This is a genomic window from Pseudoalteromonas sp. T1lg75 (assembly GCF_002964705.1).
In the GTDB taxonomy this organism is placed as follows: domain Bacteria; phylum Pseudomonadota; class Gammaproteobacteria; order Enterobacterales; family Alteromonadaceae; genus Pseudoalteromonas.
Genome location: NZ_PQCD01000033.1, coordinates 574,035 through 596,712, shown reverse-complemented (window position 1 = coordinate 596,712; position 22,678 = coordinate 574,035). Strand labels below are relative to the sequence as shown.

24 protein-coding genes and 1 pseudogene are annotated in these 22,678 nt (G+C 50.3%); 9 read left to right on the top strand and 16 right to left on the bottom strand.

The window, feature by feature from the left end; all coding sequences use genetic code 11:
* The first annotated feature begins 100 nt into the window (after nucleotides 1-100).
* The 8 genes and pseudogenes from C2M36_RS09270 to ilvN all read left to right on the top strand — a co-directional run bounded on the left by C2M36_RS09270 (nucleotide 101) and on the right by ilvN (nucleotide 9,739).
* Nucleotides 101-1,636 (top strand): GGDEF domain-containing protein, encoded by a 1,536-nt coding sequence (locus C2M36_RS09270; RefSeq protein WP_105254660.1) that lies wholly within the window; start codon nucleotides 101-103, stop codon nucleotides 1,634-1,636.
* A 25-nt stretch (nucleotides 1,637-1,661) separates the two neighbouring features.
* Nucleotides 1,662-3,005, top strand: coding sequence for a nucleotide 5'-monophosphate nucleosidase PpnN (gene ppnN / locus C2M36_RS09265; RefSeq protein WP_105254659.1), 1,344 nt, complete (start codon nucleotides 1,662-1,664; stop codon nucleotides 3,003-3,005).
* Between the two features lie 14 nt (nucleotides 3,006-3,019).
* Complete coding sequence (locus C2M36_RS09260; protein ID WP_234399134.1) at nucleotides 3,020-3,823, top strand: 5'-3' exonuclease H3TH domain-containing protein; 804 nt, start codon at nucleotides 3,020-3,022, stop codon at nucleotides 3,821-3,823.
* Between the two features lie 61 nt (nucleotides 3,824-3,884).
* On the top strand, nucleotides 3,885-4,277 hold the full coding sequence (locus C2M36_RS09255) for a DUF3192 domain-containing protein (protein WP_105254726.1): 393 nt from the start codon (nucleotides 3,885-3,887) through the stop codon (nucleotides 4,275-4,277).
* Nucleotides 4,252-5,958 (top strand): hypothetical protein, encoded by a 1,707-nt coding sequence (locus C2M36_RS09250; protein ID WP_105254657.1) that lies wholly within the window; start codon nucleotides 4,252-4,254, stop codon nucleotides 5,956-5,958. The genes C2M36_RS09255 and C2M36_RS09250 overlap by 26 nt, the downstream gene beginning before the upstream one ends.
* A gap of 210 nt (nucleotides 5,959-6,168) precedes the next feature.
* Nucleotides 6,169-7,175, top strand: a pseudogene (locus tag C2M36_RS09245) (isocitrate dehydrogenase).
* 342 nt (nucleotides 7,176-7,517) lie between these two features.
* A complete protein-coding gene (locus tag C2M36_RS09240; RefSeq protein WP_105254656.1) occupies nucleotides 7,518-9,242 on the top strand; it encodes an acetolactate synthase 3 large subunit in 1,725 nt (574 codons plus the stop codon).
* The gene (ilvN, locus tag C2M36_RS09235) at nucleotides 9,242-9,739 is read left to right on the top strand and encodes an acetolactate synthase small subunit (RefSeq protein WP_105254655.1); all 498 of its coding nucleotides are present in this window, start codon (nucleotides 9,242-9,244) and stop codon (nucleotides 9,737-9,739) included. Before C2M36_RS09240 ends, ilvN begins: the two co-directional genes overlap by 1 nt.
* Before the next feature lie 154 nt (nucleotides 9,740-9,893).
* Here ilvN and C2M36_RS09230 read toward each other — a convergent pair whose 3' ends face one another.
* From C2M36_RS09230 to C2M36_RS09155, 16 genes are all read right to left on the bottom strand, one after another.
* Complete coding sequence (locus tag C2M36_RS09230) at nucleotides 9,894-10,274, bottom strand: hypothetical protein (RefSeq protein WP_105254654.1); 381 nt, start codon at nucleotides 10,272-10,274, stop codon at nucleotides 9,894-9,896.
* A 90-nt stretch (nucleotides 10,275-10,364) separates the two neighbouring features.
* Nucleotides 10,365-10,709: a hypothetical protein gene (locus C2M36_RS09225; RefSeq protein ID WP_105254653.1), complete on the bottom strand. Its 345-nt coding sequence runs from the start codon at nucleotides 10,707-10,709 to the stop codon at nucleotides 10,365-10,367.
* A 374-nt stretch (nucleotides 10,710-11,083) separates the two neighbouring features.
* On the bottom strand, nucleotides 11,084-11,359 hold the full coding sequence (locus C2M36_RS09220; RefSeq protein WP_105201414.1) for an HU family DNA-binding protein: 276 nt from the start codon (nucleotides 11,357-11,359) through the stop codon (nucleotides 11,084-11,086).
* A 122-nt stretch (nucleotides 11,360-11,481) separates the two neighbouring features.
* Nucleotides 11,482-12,000 (bottom strand): DUF3833 domain-containing protein, encoded by a 519-nt coding sequence (locus C2M36_RS09215; RefSeq protein ID WP_105254652.1) that lies wholly within the window; start codon nucleotides 11,998-12,000, stop codon nucleotides 11,482-11,484.
* Nucleotides 11,997-12,497, bottom strand: coding sequence for a chalcone isomerase family protein (locus C2M36_RS09210; protein WP_158678911.1), 501 nt, complete (start codon nucleotides 12,495-12,497; stop codon nucleotides 11,997-11,999). Before C2M36_RS09210 ends, C2M36_RS09215 begins: the two co-directional genes overlap by 4 nt.
* Nucleotides 12,498-12,511: 14 nt before the next feature.
* A complete protein-coding gene (locus tag C2M36_RS09205) occupies nucleotides 12,512-13,021 on the bottom strand; it encodes a DUF2878 domain-containing protein (RefSeq protein WP_105254650.1) in 510 nt (169 codons plus the stop codon).
* Nucleotides 12,993-14,258, bottom strand: coding sequence for an SAM-dependent methyltransferase (locus C2M36_RS09200; RefSeq protein WP_105254649.1), 1,266 nt, complete (start codon nucleotides 14,256-14,258; stop codon nucleotides 12,993-12,995). Before C2M36_RS09200 ends, C2M36_RS09205 begins: the two co-directional genes overlap by 29 nt.
* Nucleotides 14,258-14,971: a DUF1365 domain-containing protein gene (locus C2M36_RS09195; protein WP_105254725.1), complete on the bottom strand. Its 714-nt coding sequence runs from the start codon at nucleotides 14,969-14,971 to the stop codon at nucleotides 14,258-14,260. Before C2M36_RS09195 ends, C2M36_RS09200 begins: the two co-directional genes overlap by 1 nt.
* Before the next feature lie 58 nt (nucleotides 14,972-15,029).
* Nucleotides 15,030-16,286 (bottom strand): NAD(P)/FAD-dependent oxidoreductase, encoded by a 1,257-nt coding sequence (locus C2M36_RS09190; RefSeq protein WP_105254648.1) that lies wholly within the window; start codon nucleotides 16,284-16,286, stop codon nucleotides 15,030-15,032.
* Entirely contained in the window at nucleotides 16,283-16,990 is a 708-nt protein-coding gene (locus C2M36_RS09185) for an SDR family NAD(P)-dependent oxidoreductase (RefSeq protein ID WP_105254647.1), read from the bottom strand. The genes C2M36_RS09190 and C2M36_RS09185 overlap by 4 nt, the downstream gene beginning before the upstream one ends.
* On the bottom strand, nucleotides 16,987-17,415 hold the full coding sequence (locus C2M36_RS09180; protein WP_105254646.1) for a nuclear transport factor 2 family protein: 429 nt from the start codon (nucleotides 17,413-17,415) through the stop codon (nucleotides 16,987-16,989). Before C2M36_RS09180 ends, C2M36_RS09185 begins: the two co-directional genes overlap by 4 nt.
* Nucleotides 17,408-18,805 (bottom strand): deoxyribodipyrimidine photo-lyase, encoded by a 1,398-nt coding sequence (gene phrB / locus C2M36_RS09175; RefSeq protein WP_105254645.1) that lies wholly within the window; start codon nucleotides 18,803-18,805, stop codon nucleotides 17,408-17,410. The genes C2M36_RS09180 and phrB overlap by 8 nt, the downstream gene beginning before the upstream one ends.
* On the bottom strand, nucleotides 18,805-19,755 hold the full coding sequence (locus C2M36_RS09170; protein ID WP_105254644.1) for a YbgA family protein: 951 nt from the start codon (nucleotides 19,753-19,755) through the stop codon (nucleotides 18,805-18,807). Before C2M36_RS09170 ends, phrB begins: the two co-directional genes overlap by 1 nt.
* Complete coding sequence (locus tag C2M36_RS09165) at nucleotides 19,755-20,450, bottom strand: ChrR family anti-sigma-E factor (RefSeq protein WP_105254643.1); 696 nt, start codon at nucleotides 20,448-20,450, stop codon at nucleotides 19,755-19,757. Before C2M36_RS09165 ends, C2M36_RS09170 begins: the two co-directional genes overlap by 1 nt.
* A complete protein-coding gene (locus C2M36_RS09160) occupies nucleotides 20,443-21,000 on the bottom strand; it encodes a sigma-70 family RNA polymerase sigma factor (RefSeq protein ID WP_234399144.1) in 558 nt (185 codons plus the stop codon). The genes C2M36_RS09165 and C2M36_RS09160 overlap by 8 nt, the downstream gene beginning before the upstream one ends.
* A gap of 483 nt (nucleotides 21,001-21,483) precedes the next feature.
* Nucleotides 21,484-21,756: a hypothetical protein gene (locus C2M36_RS09155; protein WP_158678910.1), complete on the bottom strand. Its 273-nt coding sequence runs from the start codon at nucleotides 21,754-21,756 to the stop codon at nucleotides 21,484-21,486.
* Between the two features lie 295 nt (nucleotides 21,757-22,051).
* Here C2M36_RS09155 and trhA point away from each other — a divergent pair, with 295 nt between their 5' ends.
* On the top strand, nucleotides 22,052-22,678 hold the full coding sequence (gene trhA / locus C2M36_RS09150) for a PAQR family membrane homeostasis protein TrhA (protein ID WP_105254640.1): 627 nt from the start codon (nucleotides 22,052-22,054) through the stop codon (nucleotides 22,676-22,678).

Sequence of the window (22,678 nt, the reverse complement as noted above, 5' to 3'; positions counted from 1 at the left end):
TAAGTCCACAAATTTTCGACAAAAAACTGATTCTTAATCAGTATTTGCAATAATAATGTTGTACACTGGACAATATAACAACGAAAAAGGATAGCAGGGCGTGTCGGAACAGCTTGAGGCTTTGAGAAAAAAGTTGCATTCAGCCATTTCGCAACGACAGACCATTGAAGTAACGCGACAGGAGCAGGTCAGCATCCTGGCGCAGTTTATCGCCAAATTATCGTTAGCCTGCAAAGGAATTGATCTTGAGCTGGATAACCGTTTAGCCACGTTTCGCAAACAATTACAGCAAGGCGCCCACTTTCAGGAGCTTGGCCCCATCATCGCCGAGCTGAGTACTTTGCTTACACGCCACGAGGCCAACCTTGAGGCTCAACTACGCCAGTTGCAAAGCTGTGTCGAGCAAGCCGGAAGCAAACTGCAACAGCGCAAGGGCTTACCCGACGACTCACGCCGCACCTTAAGAGAATTGCTCAATACCCATTTACAAGATGTGCACACGCCGCTGGATTTTATTCCTCTTTTCTCACGCCTGGTCAATATTTACGATCAGGTACTCAATGCCAGCAACACCACCGAAGGCCGTGATCATGCCGGGGAAATAGCCCACTTTGCCAATGAGCTGACACAATTGAGCACCGAGGTCAGCGTGCAAGGCGAGTTTATCGAGCAAATGCGCACGCTCAAGCACAACATCAATGCCGCCACCGAATTCGAGCAGCTGCTCAGCGCCAGCATTGAGCTCACCCGTATTATCGTGACCAGCCTCAGTCGCGAGCGCAGATCCGCACAGCACTTCCTGGCGACCCTGAATGAAAGCCTGAGCGAACTGCAACAATTGCTCACCAACACGGTGGATAAATCCCGTCAGCTCGATAGCAAGATATCCGCCGTGTATCAGCAGATTGATGAGAACATCAATCAATTAAGCCAACATACCGAATTCGCTACCGATATTGCCGAGCTCAAAAGCACGGTGGAGTTGCGCCTGGCCAGTTTGACCGCGCAATTGGTCAATAAAGAGCAACTTGAAGCCGAGCATCGTGACGCACTGCATCAGGGCTTGCAATCCATGCAATCGCGGGTACAGGACCTGGAACAACAGGTGCAGCACTATGAAGCCTCGTTAGAGCGTCAGCGCCTGATGAATATGCAGGATGGGCTCACCAAGCTCCCTAACCGCATTGCCTTTGATGAGCGTTTCGATTTGGAACTCAAACACTGCCACCGCAATGGTACGCCCCTGTGTTTAGTTGTCATAGATGTCGACCACTTTAAGTCCATTAACGATACCTATGGCCATAGTGCCGGCGATAAAACCCTGCTGGTACTGGCTTCGGCGATGAAGAAAGCCATTCGCAGCAGCGACTTTATTGCCCGTTACGGCGGCGAAGAATTTGTGTTGGTGATGCCCAACGTCGACTTGGATAATGTGGTGCGGCCATTAGAAAAATTGCGCGCCAGTGTGAAAAGCATTCCCTTTAAGTTCAAAGATAAGCAGGTGCAGATCACCGTCTCTATCGGTGCCACTCAGGTTAAAGCCAATGACACCGCTCTTAGTGCCTTCGACCGCGCCGATCAGGCGTTGTACGAGGCCAAACATGCCGGCCGCGATCGTTTAGTGGTCCAGCAATAGCCAAGTTTCAGTAAAGGAGTAGGCTATGAAAATACAGCTCAACCCTACCGGGGTACTCAACTTACTTTCGCAATTGGAAGTGGATTTACTAGAACAATCAACCACCGATCGCTATCGGTTATTTCGCAACTGTGCGCTGGCGGTACTCAACGTGGGCAGCCACACCGACTCCAGCGCCGAGATTTATGACAGCTTTAAAGACTTTGACATCAGTCTCGTAGTCCGCGAGCGTGGCATTAAAATAGAGTTAACCAATCCACCGCAAACGGCCTTTGTCGACGGTGATATTATTCGCGGTATTCACGAACACATTTTTTCTGTTATTCGCGATATTTTGTTTATTTGTCAAAGACATCACACCATGCACGAGGCGGACCCCAGAGCCCTCACGCACATGGTCTTTGATATGCTGCGCAATGCCGGCGCCCTCGAGGTCAACACAGACCCTAACATGGTGGTGTGCTGGGGCGGTCATTCCATTAATGAAGTGGAATATCATTACACCAAGGAAGTAGGTTATCAGCTTGGTCTGCGCGGCCTAAATATTTGCACCGGTTGTGGCCCGGGCGCCATGAAGGGGCCGATGAAAGGTGCCACCATAGGCCATGCCAAACAACGTATCGCCAAACAGCGCTACTTAGGCCTGACCGAGCCAAGCATTATCGCCGCCGAGCCGCCGAATCCCATAGTCAATGAACTGGTGATCTTGCCTGATATTGAAAAACGCCTGGAAGCCTTTGTGCGCGTTGCCCATGCCATCATCATTTTCCCCGGTGGCGCCGGCACCGCCGAAGAGCTGTTGTATTTACTCGGTATTTTGCTGCACCCGGACAACGATAAACAACAACTGCCGGTGATCCTCACCGGACCAGAAGAAAGCCGCGCCTATTTCGATGAAATCGTCACCTTTGTCGGCGATACCTTAGGCCCGGAAGCATTGGATAAATTTGAGGTGATCATCGGCGATCCGGCACTGGTAGCCCGCACGGTGAAACAAAGCATGCAGGATGTGCGCGACTACCGCCGCCAGCACGGTGATGCCTACTATTTTAACTGGACGCTGCGTATCGACCCAGAGTTTCAGGCGCCCTTTGTGCCCAATCATGACAATATGGCGGGGCTGAACCTCTTCCTCGAACAGCCCAAGCAGCAGCTCGCCGCCAATCTGCGCCGCGCTTTCTCCGGCATAGTCGCTGGTAACGTCAAGGACGATGGCATTCGCGCCATCAAGCAACACGGGGTGTTTGAGCTGTGCGGTGACTCCGAGCTGATGGGTAAAATGGATACCTTGCTCAGTGCCTTCGTCGCCCAAGGCCGTATGAAGCTGCCCGGCAGCGCCTATATACCCTGTTACACTATCCAGACTTAGGTCCTAGCCTGACAATGCAATTATTACTTATCGATGCGCTGAACCTTATTCGGCGCATATATGCCGTGTGCGAAAGCCAATACGGCGCACACAGCGAACAAGCCATAGAGGAGACGCTGACTCGCGTTGAGCGCGCGTTAGTGAAACTCAAAGCCCAACATCAACCCCAATACGCACTGGCCGCCTTCGATGGCGACAGCAGTTGGCGCTACGAGTATTTCAGTGGTTACAAGGCCTCACGCAAACCCATGCCCGAGGCACTGAATAAACAACTGCCCCGCTTTATGAATGCCATCAACGCCCAGCACATCGCCGTGGTGCGCGCCGCCAACGAAGAGGCAGACGATGTTCTCGCCACCCTGGCCGCCAAGGCCAATAAACAGGGTATCAAGGTGGTGATAGTGTCCACCGACAAGGGTTACCTGCCGCTCATAGAGCAAGGGGTCATGGTCTTTGACTATTTTACCAAGGCCGAGCGCAGCGCCGATGAGGTGCAAAAAAAATACGGTATCGACGCCGCCCAACTGTGGCAGTATTTCGCCTTGGTGGGCGATAAAACCAATGATATTCCCGGCGTCAGTGGCATAGGCGCCAAGTCGGCACAGGCGCTGCTAAGCCAGTACCCCAGCGTTGCCGATGCCCTCAGTGCCGATCCCGAGGGCAAAGTTCAGCAGCTATTAACTCGGCATTTGCCAGACTACGTGCGCGCCTTGGCCCTGGTGTCACTGCGCACCGACATCGATTTGGGAATATCCCTAAAGCAATTACGCTTAAGCCCGGATGCGCCACAAATTACGCTGCACACATCGCAAATTTAGCATTGCGAAAATGAACTAGGTATACTGGGCGCAGGTGTTCGGCTCCAAGGGTAACAAACTGATGTGGACCAAGGTTTTAAAATACATAATTCTCGGTATCGGCGTGTATGCGGTGATCGCCACCTTGGTGATGAGCCTGTATAAGGACGACCCCGGTGCCATGGTGTGGCAAGACCGTGAGGCCTATAACAAGCGTTTTATTGCTAAGCTTGATTCCACCTCGCCAATGCATATTGAAGAAGTGCTGGCCACCTTGGGCACCCCGGATCTCACCTTTGTGAAGCGCCGTGGAGAGGATATCTACCAGATCGTGTTTTATCGCACCCAGCACGTCAAAGCCGATGGCATTACCACCAAGGACGAGTGCACCGGGTTGTTATTTAAGAATAAAAAGCTACTAGTATGGGGGCAACAGGCCGAACTCGCCTATGACAAAGTCGACTTACAATCTTAAGCAGGTGCAGGAGCTGGGCAAGCTGATCACCTATATTGCCCGTTTGCATCGCGCCTGTCGTGATAAGAGTCAATGGCCTAGTCTCTACCCCGCCTTACTCGCCCTGAGCGAGCGCTTAAGTCGACTCAATAGCCAGCAGGGCTCCCTATTCCACTGGCTGCTATCGGCGGAATTAGACCCGCTTCCCTATGCCACCCGCTTGCATGTAAAACGAATAGCGGCACTGGCGTGCTTAGTCCAGGCGCGGCAGTATCATGCTAAAGACTGCGAACTGTTAATGATGGCGGCACTGAGCTGCGATCTCGCCACCATCGGCTTGCTCAACAAACGCGGAGCAGGCCAAACATTCAGTGAGCGCGAGCAAAAGCAGTGGCAACAAGGCGGATTACTCAGCCTGAAAATGCTCAATATCAATACCGAGCAGCAACCGGCCTTAGTCCAGATAGTGGCGAAAAACAGACGCTATCAGCAGGTGCTGAGCAGCAATAAACATGTGCAGTTATATTGTGGTTTTACCCGCACCCTGGCCCTGGCACAGCATCTTGCCACCCTTAATACCAGCACCAGCACGCGCCCCGGCCAGCATTTCTTTAACGCCTGTGCCTCAGTGTTTACGCAAAGCACTAACGAGGCGGTGCAGCAAGACTGTCGTCTCCTGGTAGACTACCTCTCTCCCCAGCTCCTTGGCAGCCTTTGGCAGCGTGGCGAGCAAACCTTAGTCTATCTGGGTCAGCGTCAGCACCATGAGTATATCTTCATCGAGCTGGGAGCCGATGAACACCGCTATCGGCTGATCCCAAAACCGCAGTGGCAGTATGAGGACACTCAGCCGCACTACGCGACGCTGGATGCGTTTCTGCAGCACCTAAGCGCGCCCCTACAACGACAGAGCTCTGTAGCTGCGCCACAGCGCTTACCCACCGAGCTACTGCAACAGGTGCAAAGAGCTAAAGGCTATGCCGACATGGAGCGATTGCTTAGCAACGAGCCGCAATTGCAAACCCATGTGCTCGAAGCAGCCGGCGCCTATAACCGCACCACGCAAGCGGCGGCCAATGTTCGCCATGCCTTATCCATGGTCGGTCTGTATAATATTGGCGACTTTATTACCCGAGTGATCTTAAGCCAACAGGTTGCGCAACTGCGCCATCCCCTCAGTGGCTTTTTACTCGGGCGCATCAATACCGCCTGTGCCGTGATACAGCACCTGAGTGCGCGAATGAAAAACCTCTATCCTGAGCGCTTAATGGCACTTTATCTGTGCTACTTCTGCTATTTTGTCGAACAAACGCCGCAGCTTTTGTCCCGCAGTATCGCCCTGGACCCACTCAAGCTGCCCTTTACAGAACAAAACCCAAGACCCATGGCCGCCCTTGTTGGTGTCAGTCAGTATGACCATGCAGATCTTGCTGCTTATCTCAAACAGCATTTGGGCGATGGCGAGTGGCTCAATGCCCTGTTACAAAGTGAACAACAGCCCTTTAATGAGCTCAGCACCAATGCCTTGGTTTGTTACAGCTTTAAGCTGGTGCTGTTCCACCTCTATGGCTATAACCACCCGTACGCTCCCTGGCAACAGCAGCTGGTAAAAAAAGCCATGTTAGAAAGTCAGGGACCCAGCACGCAACTCGATAAACTGGTGAGCGAGACCCTCAATATAGGCCCCTACAACGGCATCTAATAAATAGGCAAAATTCACCTTATTTATATTGGAAATAATATATATTTAAATGCCATATACTGGAAAATTCGGGGCTTAACTGCTATAAATCGCCCTGAATTCTCACGTAAATTTCCGCCACCCTCATCAGCTTTCTAATTACCCACAACAGCGTTGTGCGGCTATGCTTTTGGTGTCGGACTTCTCTATCAGTTTTAAGGAAATTGTTAAATGGCTAAGCAAACCATTACTGTCATCAAAGGCGATGGCATCGGTCCTAGTATTATCGACTCAGCTCTGGAAATTTTAAACGCCGCCGGTTGTGACTTTGAATACGAATTTGTTGATGCCGGTCTAGCCGCACTGGAAAAAACCGGTGAGCTGTTACCGCCAGAGACACTGGAAGCCATTGAACGCAACAAGATCACGCTAAAAGGCCCTTTAACTACGCCGGTAGGCGAAGGCTTTACCTCAATCAACGTTACCCTGCGTAAGCAATTTAATCTGTATGCCAATGTGCGTCCGGTTAAATCTTTCGCCGGCACTAAAGCCCGCTACGACGACATCGACATCATCACGGTGCGTGAAAACACTCAGGGCATGTACTCGGGTCTTGGCCAAGTGGTCTCAGACGATGGCACCGAAGCGGAAGCCATGTCAAAAATCACGCGCGAAGGTGCCGAGAAGATCGTGACCTTTGCCTATGAACTAGCTATTCGTGAAGGCCGTAAAAAAGTGACCGCGGTACACAAGGCGAACATCCTTAAGTCAACCTCGGGCCTGTTTTTAAAGGTCGCCCGCGAAGTAGCCGAGCGTTACCCAGACATCGAGTCGACCGAGATGATCGTTGATGCCGCCTGTATGAAACTGGTTATGAACCCGGAAGAGTTCGATGTCATCGTGACCACAAACCTGTTCGGCGACATCCTTTCTGATCTGTGCGCCGGTTTAGTGGGTGGTCTGGGCATGGCTCCGGGTGCCAATATCGGTGAAAATGCCGCTATTTTCGAAGCGGTACACGGCAGTGCCCCTGATATCGCCGGTAAAAACCTGGCAAACCCTACATCGGTGATCCTAGCGTCTATTCAAATGCTTGAATACCTGGATATGGGTAAACCGCAGAGCGCATCCGTGCGGCCGTGGCCGACGTGATCAAAACCGGTGACCGCACCACACGCGATCTAGGTGGCGAGCACGGCACCACAGACTTCACTGCAGCGGTGATCGAGCGCCTGTAACCCGGCATTCGACATAAAATATCCAAGCCAGCGACAGCTGGCTTTTTTTCGTTTCAAAAAAGACCTAAAAAGAAAAATATAACCCTAAAAGGCAGATTAATATTCACTATAAGAATATTTTATCCAAAAACCCCTCCCTTAGGGTTGACATAAGTTGCCCAAAAAACTAACAATGATTAGGTGAGTTTTAAAGTTTCTACTTAGGTAAAAATATGTCAATTATGTTGGTTCTCGTGGTTCTACTCGTGGTGGTCTTTAACCAGACTGCGGGGTAGGCGTGAGCCAACGATTAGGCTAAACAACCCCCGCCCTTATGCGGGGGTTTTTTTTTGAGGAATGAGGATGAGTAAGCAACAATACAACGGCGGTGAGCTGGTTGTCGGGGCACTGAAAGAGCTGGGCGTTAACTATATTTTTGGTTATCCCGGTGGTTCGGTGCTGGATCTCTACGATGCGCTGTTCGAACAAAATGATATAGAGCATATTTTAGTGCGTCATGAGCAGGCAGCCACCCATATGGCCGATGGCTATGCCCGCGCCACGGGTAAGGTGGGTGTAGTGCTGGCCACCTCCGGACCCGGTGCCACCAACTGTGTTACCGGTATCGCCACCGCCTATATGGACTCCATCCCCATGGTGGTGATCTCAGGCCAGGTCCCCACTCATCTTATTGGCGACGATGCCTTTCAGGAAACCGATATTGTTGGTTGCTCACGGCCCATAGTGAAACACAGCTTTAACTGCCGCAGCGCCGAGGAGATCCCCACTTTGCTTGCCAAGGCCTTTTATATCGCCGGCAGCGGCCGTCCCGGCCCGGTCGTGGTTGAACTTCCTAAGGATGTACTCAACCCAGCGGCCAAGTTTGACTTTAAAATGCCCCAGGATGTGGCTATTCGCACCTATAATCCCAGTAAGAAGGGCCACCCTAAACAAATCAAGAAAGCGGTGAATGCCCTGATGGCGGCGCAAAAGCTGGTGATCTACGCCGGCGGCGGGGTGATCCTTTCCAACACCAGCGAACAGCTCACCGAACTGGTAGAAACCCTCAACGCTCCTTGCACCAACACCCTGATGGGGCTTGGCGCACTAAGCGGCGAACACCCGAACTTTATTGGCATGCTCGGCATGCATGGTACCTTAGAAGCCAATAAGGCCATGGCCCATGCCGATGTTATATTGGCCTTGGGCGCCCGTTTTGATGATCGTGTTACCAATAATGTGCAAAAGTTTTGCCCCAACGCCACCATAGTGCATGTGGATGTGGACCCCACCTCCATTTCCAAAACCATCAGCGCCCATATTCCTGTGGTCGGCAGCCTGGACTTGGTGTTGCCGCAGCTATTGAGCGCCATTGCCAAGTCGGGGCAAAGCATTGACCGCCATGCCCAGGAAGACTGGTGGCGACAAATCAATCGCTGGCGCGAGCAAAAGTGTCTGAGCTACAGCCCGGGTGAAGAAAAAATCAAACCGCAAACCGTGATCGAAAAGCTCTACCAGGCCACCAATGGCGACGCCTATATCAGCTCGGATGTGGGTCAGCACCAGATGTTTGCCGCCCAGTATTACCCCTTTAAAAAGCCGCGCCAATGGATCAACTCCGGCGGTTTGGGCACCATGGGTTTCGGCTTACCGGCAGCCATGGGCGTGAAGCTGGCGTTTCGCGACCAGGAATCAATCTGCATTACCGGCGATGGTTCGATTCAGATGAACATCCAGGAGCTGTCCACCTGTTTGCAATATAACCTGGCGGTTAAAATCGTTTCCTTGAACAACCGCTCTTTAGGCATGGTCAGACAGTGGCAAGATATGCTCTACAGCGGCCGCCATTCCTCTTCTTATATGGAATCCTTACCGGATTTCGTCAAGCTCGCAGAAAGCTATGGCCATGTGGGTATTCGCGTCGATCACCCTGATGAACTCGATGCCGCCATCGCAAAAATGATGACCATTACTGATCGCCTAGTGTTTCTCGATGTGCGCGTCGATGAGCTTGAACATGTTTACCCAATGCAGATTAAACTCGGTGCCGTTGATGATATGTGGTTGAAAAAAGGAGTAAAAGCATAATGCGTCGTATACTTTCCATCTTACTTGAAAACGAACCCGGCTCATTGTCACGTATCGTCGGCCTGTTTTCCCAGCGCGCCTATAATATCGACAGCCTGGCGGTGGGCACCACAGACGATGCCTCACTCTCACGCATCACCATCACCACGCAAGGGGGCGATCGGGTGCTGGAGCAGATCCTCAAACAGGTGAATAAGCTGGTCGATGTGCTTAAGGTGATAGACTTAACCGAGCATAGCCATATCGAGCGCGAGCTGCTCTTGGTTAAGGTGATAGCCCAGGACGAGAAAACTCGTGCCGCGGTGACCCGGGTGGTCGATGTTTTTGGTGGCGCCATCCTGGACATGGGTCGTATTAGTTACTCATTGCAACTGGCAGCGAGCACGGAAAAGCTGGAGTCCTTCCTCGATACCCTGCGCCATGAAACCGATATTATCGAAATGGTGCGCTCCGGCGCCATCGGCTTAGGCCGCGGCGATAAGGCACTAAAAGGGTAAGTAATAAGTTAAAGCGGTACTCTTGGTGCCGCTTTCTATGGCCAATGTCGAAGAGGAATGCAGTTTCATACCTAAACTGTGCTAGGGGCTGTTTTTAAGATCAGCTCTGTGTCATTTTTGGACGGTAGTAACACCCCCGTCCATAATTGCCTTGTTAGGTATTTTTTTTACCAAACGAAATTAGTAGCGTATAGAAAACAACTATTAAGATAGTATTAGCTAGAAATATATTCTGCACGGTAAAAATATTTAAGAATATCAAAAAACAAGCTGATACCGCTGCGAGCAAGGCTAGGTAAAGCTTTGTGAACCTAATATTTCTTTCGCTTACTTTTTCCTTTCTGGCATCAAAGGCTATACCGAAATAGAAACTCCAATTAAACACAAATAGAATCCCCGCTAATACGTACTTACTTCCTTTACCATACTTTAAATATTGAAAAACCGGATCTATAGTCTCTGGGCTATAAATCATTAGTAAATAAGGAATAGCAGGAATCAATAAATAAACTAAATATCCTTTTAATCTACCCATAATCAGAAATACCTACCGCCCGCATAAGGGGCTGATAATGCTTGGCTATACCGAGCCAAGCGTTAGCAGTCCCTTCACTTTATGCGCTTGTTATATGCAAACCTCTCGGAATTTACCAAGATTTTTGTCGATATTATTATGCAACCAGTGTTGTTTTAGTGCACTTACTTCAGAAAGTTGCTGATCACTTAATGTTGGGCTTGATAGCTCTAAAATATTAATCCGAGTTTTTATCGAGTTGCACAGAGTGGCTTTTGCTTTCTCAATATCATTTTTTTCAAGACTAAATAAGGCGGCTCTCATTGTTTGACCGCCAGCATATAGCTCCGCGCTCATTGACGCAGATGCACCAACCATTCCTGCATAAAACCCAGAGACTAAACCAGCTAAAAAAACAACTAGAACAAATAAGGATAAGATTATCTTCGATTTCATTGGCAACTTTCCTTTTGCATATAACAATTTAATATCGAGCGATTGGGTCGTTTTTCTACCGCAACCTGTCTTGTTTTTGTCCTCTTACCATTTATAGCAGATTCAGGAAGTGTTTGCCAGCACTTAAGTTTCTCGAAGTTTTAGAGGCGTGAACAAGACAAAAACGACCCATTGGGTCGTTTTCTTGACTATGGGAGAAACTCAACGATTATGGATGTATACACTGTGATTTCGGTGGAAGGATGAACGTCCGATTCGCTCTCAGCGGCCTCCGAGTATGAGCTTTTGTACCAGCTCACAGAAAGAGTTGTTTTGCCAAAAAACAGGCATAAAAAAAGGGCGTTAGCGCCCTTTTTCAACAGTATTCTTTATTATTAAGAATTAACTGAATCTTTAAGACCTTTACCTGGCTTGAAGCTAGGAATATTCGCAGCCGCGATTTGGATTTCCGCGCCTGTTTGCGGGTTGCGGCCTGTACGAGCAGCACGCTCTTTTACAGTGAAAGTACCGAAACCAACTAGCGCAACAGAGTTACCGTCTTTCAAAGAGTCAGTTACTGCACCAGTGAATGCATCCAGCGCACGGCTCGCCGCTGCTTTTGAGATTTCAGCATCGTTGGCGATTTTTTCGACTAATTGAGCTTTGTTCATTGTTTGATTCCTATTCGTTATTTTTTTTGCCTTAGCAAGACCTATATTTAAGTATTTTTATTGACTTGGCAACTGCAAACCACACATTTTTGAGAAAAAACTTCATAAAAATGGGCTATTTGTTAACGTTTTTCGATAACTAGCGTGATTTCGCCAACTTCGACTCCAAACTTATCAATTGCGGTACGGTTGATCAACCTTGTTTCGGTGACAAGAAACATCCAGTCATCAAGGGCTACGGTGATGGTGTCATCACCATAGGGGATGCGTAAACTGTACTGCCAGTGCAAAGCATTACCGACCACTTTCCCTTCGGCCTGCCCCACCACATCATCGGCGCGGCCAAAGACCTTTCCATCTTCACCCAGTTCCAGATACCAGATCCGGGTGCTTTGTTCCCCGTCCTGATAGTAAAACTGTTCGTCTAAGGTGCCCTTATTGCCTTCCCATGAGCCCTGCATATCGACTTTAAAACGCCGGGTGACCATACCGCTGTAGTCCTGCACTATGCCATAGGCCACCAACTCGCCGTTAAAAAAGCGCTTAAAGTCGAATTGCGGCTCTGTGCCTTTATAATCCTCTATGCTAACGCTGCAGGACACTAGCAGTATTAACAGTGGCAGTAATACTAGGTGTTTCATGGACGTCCTCCCAATAGTTGCGCCCTAAGCCCTGGCTCTGTGGTTTTTGGTGATAACCAAATAGCGGTGAATGCCTCACTAAACGCTGGGTCTTCAACCCGCTGCAGTAAGTCACCATTGAAGTAAAAGGCCCCCTGACCGTTGGCATCGGTCACAAAGCTTAGCGTATCTCCAGCACTGACATCCGGCCACAGGTCTGTGAGCAGCGCTTTGTAGGTCCGCACATACTCGGGTCTATCGAGCTTGCGCCATTGGTCGAGGGTGGCTTTGGTGATCTCGTCACCTTGGATATCTCGCAGATAGGTCAGTGACAAACGCATGGGATGCTGCCCCTGGCGATAATCACCGGTATCTGTCGCCAGCTCGGCGTGGTAGATATCCCAAAACAGGTAGCGCATTACGCCTTCACCCACGCCCTGCCACTTATCTGTGGTCGCCATGGTCGGGCACGACAACATCAAAGCCGTACCGACAAGTGCACATTTAAAGAAATTCATCAGCGTACTCCTCATTAACCCGTATGTGTCACTACGTGTTTAAGGTGCCGATTGATCACTATCATCAGGGTAAAAGTAACGGCCCAGAGGCCACCATAAAGAAGATAGAACTGCCACCAGGACACCCCTAAAGCAAAAATCTCAAAGTGCGCGGCGGTAATATAACTGGACGGGGCACAGAGCCAGCACAACAGCAGGCATTGCCACCAAGGCAGGCGCTTAATAAAGGCCAAGGAATGATTGATGGTGAGGATCAATGCCAGCCACAGTAACAAAAGCCAGGCAGGAACTGTGGCGTCGGAAAATTGCAACAACCCAAACCTCTGGGCCAGTGCCTCACAGGCAAAGGCCAACACCAGGGTGATGCATAAATAGAGGTCGCGGCGGCGCTCTGACGACAGCCACAACATGATGAGCAGACACAGCGCCATTACCGGCAGTGCCCGCTGCTGGGCATAAAAAGCTGCCCACCAGCAGGTTTGAAACAATAAAAAGTTAGTAATGCAAAGCCAGCGCTGCGTCATTGGTTTTAAACCCTTGCTTGCGCGCAACTAGATGCACCGTGCTGATGGCCCGTTGCCGAAATGCGCCTTCACAATAGCCCAGGTAGTAGTGCCAGAGACGGTAAAATTGGGCATTAAATTTTGCCCCCTGCAATTGTGGCCAGGCTTTATCGAAGCGCGCACGCCAATCGGCCAGGGTGCGGGCATAATGCAAACCGATATCGTGCAGTTCGTGCATCATCAACTCGGTGCCTTGACGCAAATGACGACTCATCTCATCAATGCTGACCAGGCAACCACCGGGGAAAATATACTGCTGGATAAAGTCGGTCTGCTTGACGTAAGTATGATAACGCTGATCGTTGATGGTGATCGCTTGAAGCAGCATGGCACCATCGGGCTTAAGCAGGCTGTTACATTTGGCGAAGAAACCACCGAGGTATTGATGACCCACGGCTTCAATCATCTCGATGGACACCAGCTTGTCGTACTGCCCCTCGAGTAAACGGTAGTCCTGTTTCAGCAAGGTGATCTTGTCTTCAAGGCCCAGGGCTTTAATCTTATTCGCCACATAATCGTGCTGTTCTTCGGAGATGGTAGTGGTGGTAACATGCACGTCATAATGACTCGCGGCATAAATGGCAAAGGCGCCCCACCCGGTACCAATCTCTATGACTGTGTCGCCATCTTTAAGCTGCGCACGCTCGCAAATGAGCTTGAGTTTATGTTGCTGCGCCTGCTCGAGACTGGCTTCCTTGTGCGGATAAACCGCACAGGAGTACAGCATTTCATTACTTAAAAAGGACTCGTACAACTCGTTGCCTAAATCGTAATGGGCGACAATGTTACGTTTCGAACCGGTGCTGGAGTTACGGTTGCGCAGATGCTTAAGGCGGTACGCAAGTCCGCTCAGCAGCGCAAAGCGACGCTCAAAGGCATCCAGCTGTGCCTGGTTTAACACAAATATTTCAATGAGCTTGGTGAGATTGTCACATTCCCAGTGACCCTCAATATAAGACTCTGCGGCGCCTATGCTGCCGGAAAATGCGAACGCCTGATACATCTTGGCGTCAACAACCTTAACCACAGCCTTAGGCTTCGCTGACTTATCACCAAAAGCATGCACTGGCTCGCCACGCTCATGAATCTCAACACAGCCGTGTTCCAGCGTATTGAACGCGGCAAACACCAAACGCTTGGCCAACTTGGTTTTCCAGCTTACATTTGAATTTATTTTTACCTCGGTAACTCTATCCATCATTCTTTCCCAGGGTGAGCGTAAAAAGGCACTCGTTTCAAAAATAGTTTAACTGCTTGCCAGTAAATCCCTTTGACTATGCTCAGGCTCATCGCGGGAAAGCGCTTGAGCAGATCACTCACCGCCTGTTTTTCCAACGTTCGGCGTTGCAGGCGCATGGTGGCATCGAACAACAGGGTTTCCTGGCGCTTGTTCTCAATATGGATAAGCAAGGACTTGGGAAGCACTTTAACCACCCAGTGATAATGCATATCCAGATTCATAAAAGGAGATACGTGAAAGCGTTTCTTAAAGTTCACTTTAGTCCGTAGATCGACTAAATAATAATGGCGCTCGTTCCAGGGCGTATTGCTGACCTCTGCCATCATATGGGTCAATCCACTGGCGCCGCGCCGTTGAAAAAAATAGAAATTGGCTGGCGAAAAATACACCCCAAAACAACGCAACTGTCCAAGCAAAAACACGGTTTCAACCTCGATACTGCTATCTAGCGTGTGCAGCTGCTTGATTGCCCGAGTTGCAATATCCCCTTCTTGCAATGGCACATAATCACTTTGCTTAAAGCGCAGTAACTTGCCTCTCCCTGTGCCCAGCAGAGGATGAACGCCGTCCAGTTGCTCAGGGTGAGCGAGGTCGACCCACATCATATAAAGCGGATAATGAAAGTGATGAGACTTGGGCTCAAAGCGCCGATGGCGTATATCGCCCAGCATAATGGCGCTTTGCCACAAAGCCTGCTGCGTTATTTCGGTCGTATCAAACGCCAGTGCGCTAGTCAAAATCGACTCCTAGTGCTTTGGCCACCTCCACGGCGCTGCGCACGCCATCTTCATGAAAGCCGTTATACCAATAGGCACCGCAAAAATACGTGTGCTGTTTACCATTGATCTCGTCGCGACGTTGCTGAGCACGCAAGCTCTGTTGATTAAACACCGGATGGTGGTAGGTAAAGCGTCGGAGTATATGTTCCTCGGCGATAACCTCATCACCATTGAGGGTGACACACAGGGGTTGCTCAGAACTAAGCCCTTGAAGAATATTCATATTATAGGTCACCACCGCGGCTCTATCGACATTATTGTCTAGGCGGTAATTCCAACTGGCCCAGGCCGCAGGGCGTTTGGGCAACAAGGAGCTGTCGGTGTGCAGGACCACGGAGTTGGCGGTATAGGGGATAGCGCCCAGCACCTGCTGCTCGGCCTCGCTGGCATCAGCAAGCAGAGCGAGGGCCTGATCCGAATGGCAGGCAAAGACCACGGCATCAAAGTGCTCGCTGCGGCCATCATTAAGGTGAATGACTACTCCCTGGTCATTGCGCTCTACTCTGTCTATATGGGCACCGAGCTCTATCCGCTCTTTAAAAGACTCGGTTAAAGGCGCTATATACTCGCGGGAACCCCCTGGGATCACGTACCACTGCGGTCGGTTGGTGATATCCAACAAGCCATGGTGGTAGAAAAAGCGCACGAAGAAGTCGATGGCAAAATCATTCATCTGCTTCAGTGAAGTGGACCAAATTGCCGCCCCCATGGGCAAAATATAGTGCTGGCGGAAGAAGTCATTGAAACGGTGGCGGTCCAAAAACTGCCCTAGAGTATCCCCCTGCTGAAAATTGCCCGACTTATACATGTCCTTACAAATGCGATTAAAGCGCACTATTTGCCATAACAAATGCCAGAACTTGGGGCGCAACAGATTGCGGCGCTGGGCAAACAAGGTACTTAGGGTATGACCATTGTATTCAAAGCCACTCTCGCAATGATGCACGCTAAAGCTCATTTGTGTCGGCTGCCGGCCGATGCCTATCTCTTCCAGCAGCTTTTCAAATTTTGGGTAGGTGCGGTCGTTAAAGACAATAAACCCGGTATCCACGGCCAGGGTTTGGCCGTCAATAGTTACATCCACCGTAGCCGTATGTCCCCCTATGTAGTTATTTTTTTCGAACACCTTTACCTGGTGTTTTTTGGCCAACAAGTGGGCACTGGTTAATCCGGCAATACCACTGCCGATGATGGCGATATTTTTCACCGTACCATTCCTTTTGCTATTCGTAACCAAAGCGATGTGGGCAAGGCCCGTAGCGCTTTCAAAATTAGGGTAAAACGTTTGGGGAAATGAATTTCCGCCTGGCGCTTGTGCAGGCCGCGAACAATGCGCTTAGCCGCATCCTCGGAGCTGATGGCCATGGGCATGGCGAAGTCGTTTTTAGCCGTCAAGGGCGTATGCACAAACCCTGGGTGGACCACACTTACATCAATATCTGGTAAATCAACGGCCAAAGTGCGAGCCAGATAAGTGGCCCCGGCCTTGGCGGCGCCGTAGGCCTCGGAGCGGGTAATGGGTAAGTAGGTCACACTGGAAGAAACGATGGCCAGCTGACCACCGGATTTAATCTTGCTCAGCAGCGCCTCCAAACAATAACCCAGGCTCAGCAAGTTGCCGCGGATCACCCGCTCAAATAGGGCGCTGTCAAAATGTCGGGCGTCGTCTATGTATTCGCATACCCCGGCATTGAGCACCACTAAATCCAGGTCATCTATCTCTGCCGTGGCCGCGGTGATTTGCGCCAAATCCGTAACGTCGAAGCACAGCGGCGTAATCGATTCATGCTCGCCCAAACGTTGCAGTGCCTCTGCGTTGCGACCACAGGCATAAACCTGATGCTCCTTGGCATATAACAGCGCTAGGCTTTCGCCAATTCCCGAGGTAGCGCCGGTGATCAATATCTTCATACGCCGCTCGCTCGCTTTTCAATAAACTTAATCAAACCGCCTATCACCGGCAGGTTGCGATAAAGCAACTGGCCGACATCAAAGTAGTCGCGATGCATAATCACTTGCTCACCTTCAAAACGCAGCAGGCTATGACCATTTACCAACACCTCGCGCCCACCGTTGATACGGGGATGGCTAAAGGCCATGGTCCAATACAAAAAAGCCTGCTCTTCGCATTCAAAACTGTCGCTGATGGTAAAGCTACAGTCCTTGATATTGGCGTACAGATTGGCGAAGTATTGATGTAATTGGTTGCGGCCATGCAGCTCATGGAGCGGGTCGATAAAATGAATATCCTGGTGATAAATCGTATCGAGTAACGCCAGGTTATCTTTATCTAGACGCTGGTACATGGCGATAAAATCGGCAATGCGCTTACTCATGCTCAACCTTAAACCTTGCTAGCGCACGCGCACGTGCACTTTGGTGATCGACGATTGCCGGCCAGTAATCAATCCCTCCCACTTTTGCCATATACTGGTGCGGGAAATGGATCTCTTTAGTCGGCACCTTTTCTAGCTCTGGTAGATAGTTACGAATAAACTCGCCGTCCGGATCAAAACGTTTGCTCTGGGTTATGGGGTTAAAAATACGAAAGTAAGGCTGCGCATCGCATCCTGTGCTTGCCGCCCATTGCCAGCCGCCGTTGTTGGACGCCAGATCGCCATCGATCAGATGTCGCATAAAAAATGCCTCACCACGACGCCAGTCGACTAACAAATGCTTGGTTAAAAAGCTTGCCACCACCATGCGCAAGCGATTGTGCATCCAGCCGGTACGCAGTAACTGGCGCATCGCCGCATCGACCAGGGGATAACCTGTTCGGCCCTCACACCAGGCCTTAAATCCGGCGTCATCATCCTGCCACTGCAGTGCGTCATACTTGGTATTGAAATTGTTATGTTTACAGAGCTGTGGGAAGGCGACCAGTAAATGGCGGTAAAACTCACGCCAAATCAGCTCGTTCACCCAGCTAAACAAATTACTTTTAGCGCTTTGCAGAATATCCGGATGTCGTGATTGCAATTGCACCAACAATTGCTTCATTCCCACTATGCCCAGGGCTAAATAGGGGCTAAGTCCGGAGGTGCCTTTGATGGCGGGGAAATCCCTGTCCTCGCTATAGTGCGGTAACTTCTCAGCGATAAAACGTTCGACGACTCCGGCAAGCGCCTCATCGTCCACCGGCCACTTGTGCGAGCTGCCATCCCCGGTTAAGCACTCGGGTCGCTGCCATTGGCCTTGAGTCTTAGTGCGAGGCCAAGCGAGTAAGCTAAACTGAGTGCATTCGTACTGCCGTAACCACTGGCGTTTAAAGGGCGTGAACACCTTAAACATCTCATTATTTTGCGTCGTGACCGTGCCCGGCGGGGCAATCACATCACCATCAAACAAGTGAAATGCCACATCCATCTGCGCCGCGACTTCAACGCAAGCCTGATCTCTTGCGCGCTCATTCACTTCATACTCGCGATTGGCATATACACTGCTACAAGACAAGGTTTGGCATAGGTCCATTAACGCCGATGGCACCTCGGCAAACGCGGGGACGGCCAATACATGCAGTTGCACGCCATAGTCACTCAGTTGCTGACCCAGGTAATCAACCCGACGCAACAATAAGTCACGCTGTATGGGTGCCATATCATGTGCTTGCCATTGCTGTTCGGTGACAAAAAAAACCGCATGCTCGGCACCTTGTTCGAGAGCGGCTATCAGTGCTTCATTACTAAATAGGCGCAGATCGCGCCGAAACCAAAAAAGAGGTGTCATTAGATCCCGTATCTTAGTTTTAAATCATTGGGGTGAGGATTGAAGTACACCTGCTGTGCCAAATAGGGGTTGGGATGCACGTTAAGCTGGTGTTTCAATAACGTCAGTGGCACATACAAGGGAACCAAGCCTTGGCGATAATCCTCGATGGCAGCACGCAACTCTTCTTTTTCGCCCTTACTGAGGTGACGCTTAAAGTAACCCTGCAAATGCATCAGGGTGTTGGTGTGCGCCTTGCGACTGGCCGGCTTTTTCAACGCCGCCATCAGACCACTGATGTATTGATCGGCGATGGACTCCAGCCCTTCACCTTGATGATGCCCAAGCAGTCGACCCAAATCCCGATAGGCCTGGTAATTGTGACTCATCAACAAATACTTGTGCATGCCGTGAAAGCGCGTCAGCCGGTGCACGCTCAAGGGCTCGCGGCACAATTGACGCCAGCTGTGATACACATAAACGCGCATAACGAAATTTTCACGCAGGTGCATATCATTGAGGCGGCCATTTTCCTCACAGGGCAGTAAGGGGTTTGCTGCCATTATTTGGGCAGCAAAAAAGCCCACGCCCTCGGCGGTGTTGCCGGTTCCCTCTTCGTTAAACACCTTAATACGCTCCATGCCGCAGCTCGGACTTTTGGCACAAAAGATAAAACCGTCGAGCTCAGAGCCATATTTGGCGCCGATACGCTGACCGTACTCGGTCAGTTTATCGCCCACATCACCCGTACCATCGGGACGACACACTGTGATGACGTCTCCTTTACGCACCTGCCTGATCGTGGGTCTGGGTATGGGCAGACCAATGGCAACCTCGGGACAAAAAGGCACGTATTGAACATGCCTGGCCAGCTCATCCATACAAAAGTTAGACCGTTTATGGCCGCTATCGAAGCGTACCTTTTCGCCGCTTAAACAGGCACTGATGCCAATTTTAATGTCTTGGTTCATTAGTAGATCAGCTCACCAATAGGATTCAATAATTTGCTCAGGCCCTTATTGAAGTGCAGCGCACTGTTCACCACCGCCAGACACAAACAACCGTGCTCTGTGTACGGAGTATGCTGATGTCGGTGATCAAGCCACATAAAATCGCCAGGCTCATAAGTCCCCTGCTCATCGCTAAAATTGCCATCGAGCAACAAGGTCAGCTCGAACCCAGTGTGGGTATGTTCAGGAATAGTGCCGCCTGGAGCGATGTACAACAGGCTGGTGCGCATACTGCCCTCGTCCAGTTCCAGGCGAGAGCGCGCCAGTTTGCCCGCTTGCATAAAGCGACCCATGCCGATATGGCTCAAGGCCCGCGGCAAGGTGATGGTTTTATCGCCAAAGCGTAGCTCCTTGGAGCTGGCGATACTAAAATCATCGCGCAGATCGTCGGCGGTGATGTCTGCAAGCATGGCCGCGTACTCGTCGCCCAGCTCATCCTGGAGTTGGCTTTGCTCACACGCGTGCTCCAAAGCCGACGCTTCAATTTGTTCATCTGCAAATGCACTGTGAGCACATTGCCCTTCAAGAGTCTCTGTGTGTTCGGCGCAGTGAGCACATAACTCCAGGTGCGCGGCTATAGCAACACTGATGGAGGCAGGTAACGCCCCTTGCACATATTGCAAGAGTAATTCTGAGTTGGGGTGATACTTAATCATGCTCTGCTCCGAGGTAATTTCTAAGCTTAGCCAAAGCCAATCGCAACCGCGATTTCACGGTGCCCACGGGGACGCCTAATTGTTGTGCCAACTGCTCTTGTGAGAGCTCTTGAAAATAGACGCCTTTGACCACCTCGCGCTGGGCGTGTGGCAGTTTGTCCAGGTGCTTGAGTAACAACTGAGTTTCCAGGTGGTCGTCAAATTGTTCCGGCTCGGGGCTTTGCAAGGTCGGCCAAATATCCTCACTCAGGTTGTCTTCCTTGTTACTGCGCATCTTGCGAAGCGCATCAAACGACGCGTTGCGCATGACGGTATAGACCCAGGTGGTTGCTGCTCCTTTGTCCGGATGGTACAAGTGCGCCTTGCGCCAAACCGCAGTCATGGTGTCCTGCACCAATTCCATGGCCGCCGCTTCATTATTAAACTGCTTAAAGCCGAAGCGCTTAATTTTTGGCGCAAAATACCGAAACAAGCTGGCAAACGCGGTTTTATCGCGATCAACGGCTACCTTGACCAAGGCATCACTTAGATGCTCGGTTGACGACATCATGTTCTGTCCTTCACCTTGGCTTTCTTCCACCTTGTGGGAAAGCAGTGAGTATTGCCGCCGATTCGGGGCGTTGGACGCTATTTGCAAGGCCATCTGCTATCTCATTAAAAGACTTGATAGCGACCAATACGTCCGCTGACGAGCAATGGATCACTTAATTTTTAGATACTTATCAGTATGGGGGAGAAGCGCAGATTGAGCAAAGGCTATAGACAAAAATGTCCATGTTTATTGTTAATAATCAATAAGTAGAGAGGTTACTAAGGGAAGTGAGTAAGGCTTGACGAAAGCGCTGTATAAAGCCGCAAGCAGTCACCATAAAAATCGCCCGGGGGCGTCTAAAACCTAAAACGGGTTTGCGTAAAAAGACTCGGTGGTAGGTACTACTTAGCCCACCAACCGAGTTGACGACAGAAGCTTAAGCCCAGGTAAGTGCCGAATAAGCTGGCAACGGGCAATAACATCAAGCCTAGCAGTGCCAAATTAAGCGTCATTGTCATCACCTTGTTTTTGCGCTTTAGGTTGCGCTTGTGATTTATTTTCACCCTGACTTTGCTGCTCTTGTACACTGCTCTCAAACAAGGCCTGAGTGGCTTCACGCAGTGACGCTTTTTGCGTACTGATTAATGTTGCAAAGGCCTCGTTTGCAGCGTCTTTAACCGCTCGTTCAATATCATCGGTTAGGCTGTTGGCATGGGCGCCCATACTAAGGGTTAACGTTGCTGCTACAATTGCAGCTTTAGTAAAAGTATTCATAATGGTTGTCCTGTGGTGTTCCTGTTAACGTGTCATTAAGTTAGTCGCAATATCTATTTCAAAGGTTGTGCCAGGATAAAAATATTTTTTATCTAATTGTTTTTTAAGGGTTTAAACGAACACCCTGAATGGCGATTAAAAACCAATCAAATAAAAATGACTAATAAATAGCGCTTTTAACAGCATGTTTTGTTTTTTTGACCACAGTAAATTACCGGATAATTTCGGTGTACATGTGTACGCTCAATCGTTATAGTCAGGTTTGTACCCATTGAGCCATTGCAAAGTGAATCCTATGCAAATAAGCACCTACTCTGCCGCAGAAGAAAAAATAAATTGGCTTAGCCACGGACTCGGCGCCCTGTTAGCCCTGGGCGCGCTTGTGGCCATGTTAGTGATCAGCAAAAGCACCACGGCGACCATCTCCTCGGTCATTTACGGTGCCAGTTTAATATTGATGTTTGTCAGCTCTACCTGCTATCACGCCATCAGTCGCAGCAGTATTAAGGCCATTTTAAAGAAACTCGATCACAGTGCCATTTACCTACTGATTGCCGGAACCTACACGCCCTTTTTGCTGGTAGCACTGGGCGGCTATTGGGCCTGGGCGGGTATGTTTTGTATTTGGGGCTTAGCATTATTCGGGGTGATATTTAAACTCTGCGCCAAGGTGCCACGCCCACGAGTGTCACTGGCCACCTATTTGATCATGGGCTGGATAGCACTGGCTTTTGTCTACCCCTTGTATCTGGCACTGCCTGGACCGGCGCTCTGGCTTCTGGTACTGGGTGGGGTCATATTTAGTGTTGGCACTGTGTTCTACAGCGCTAAGCACCGCCAGTACAGCCATGCCGTTTGGCATATCTTCGTGCTGGCCGCTTGTCTGTGCCACTTTCTCGCCATCTACTTGTATGTGATCTAG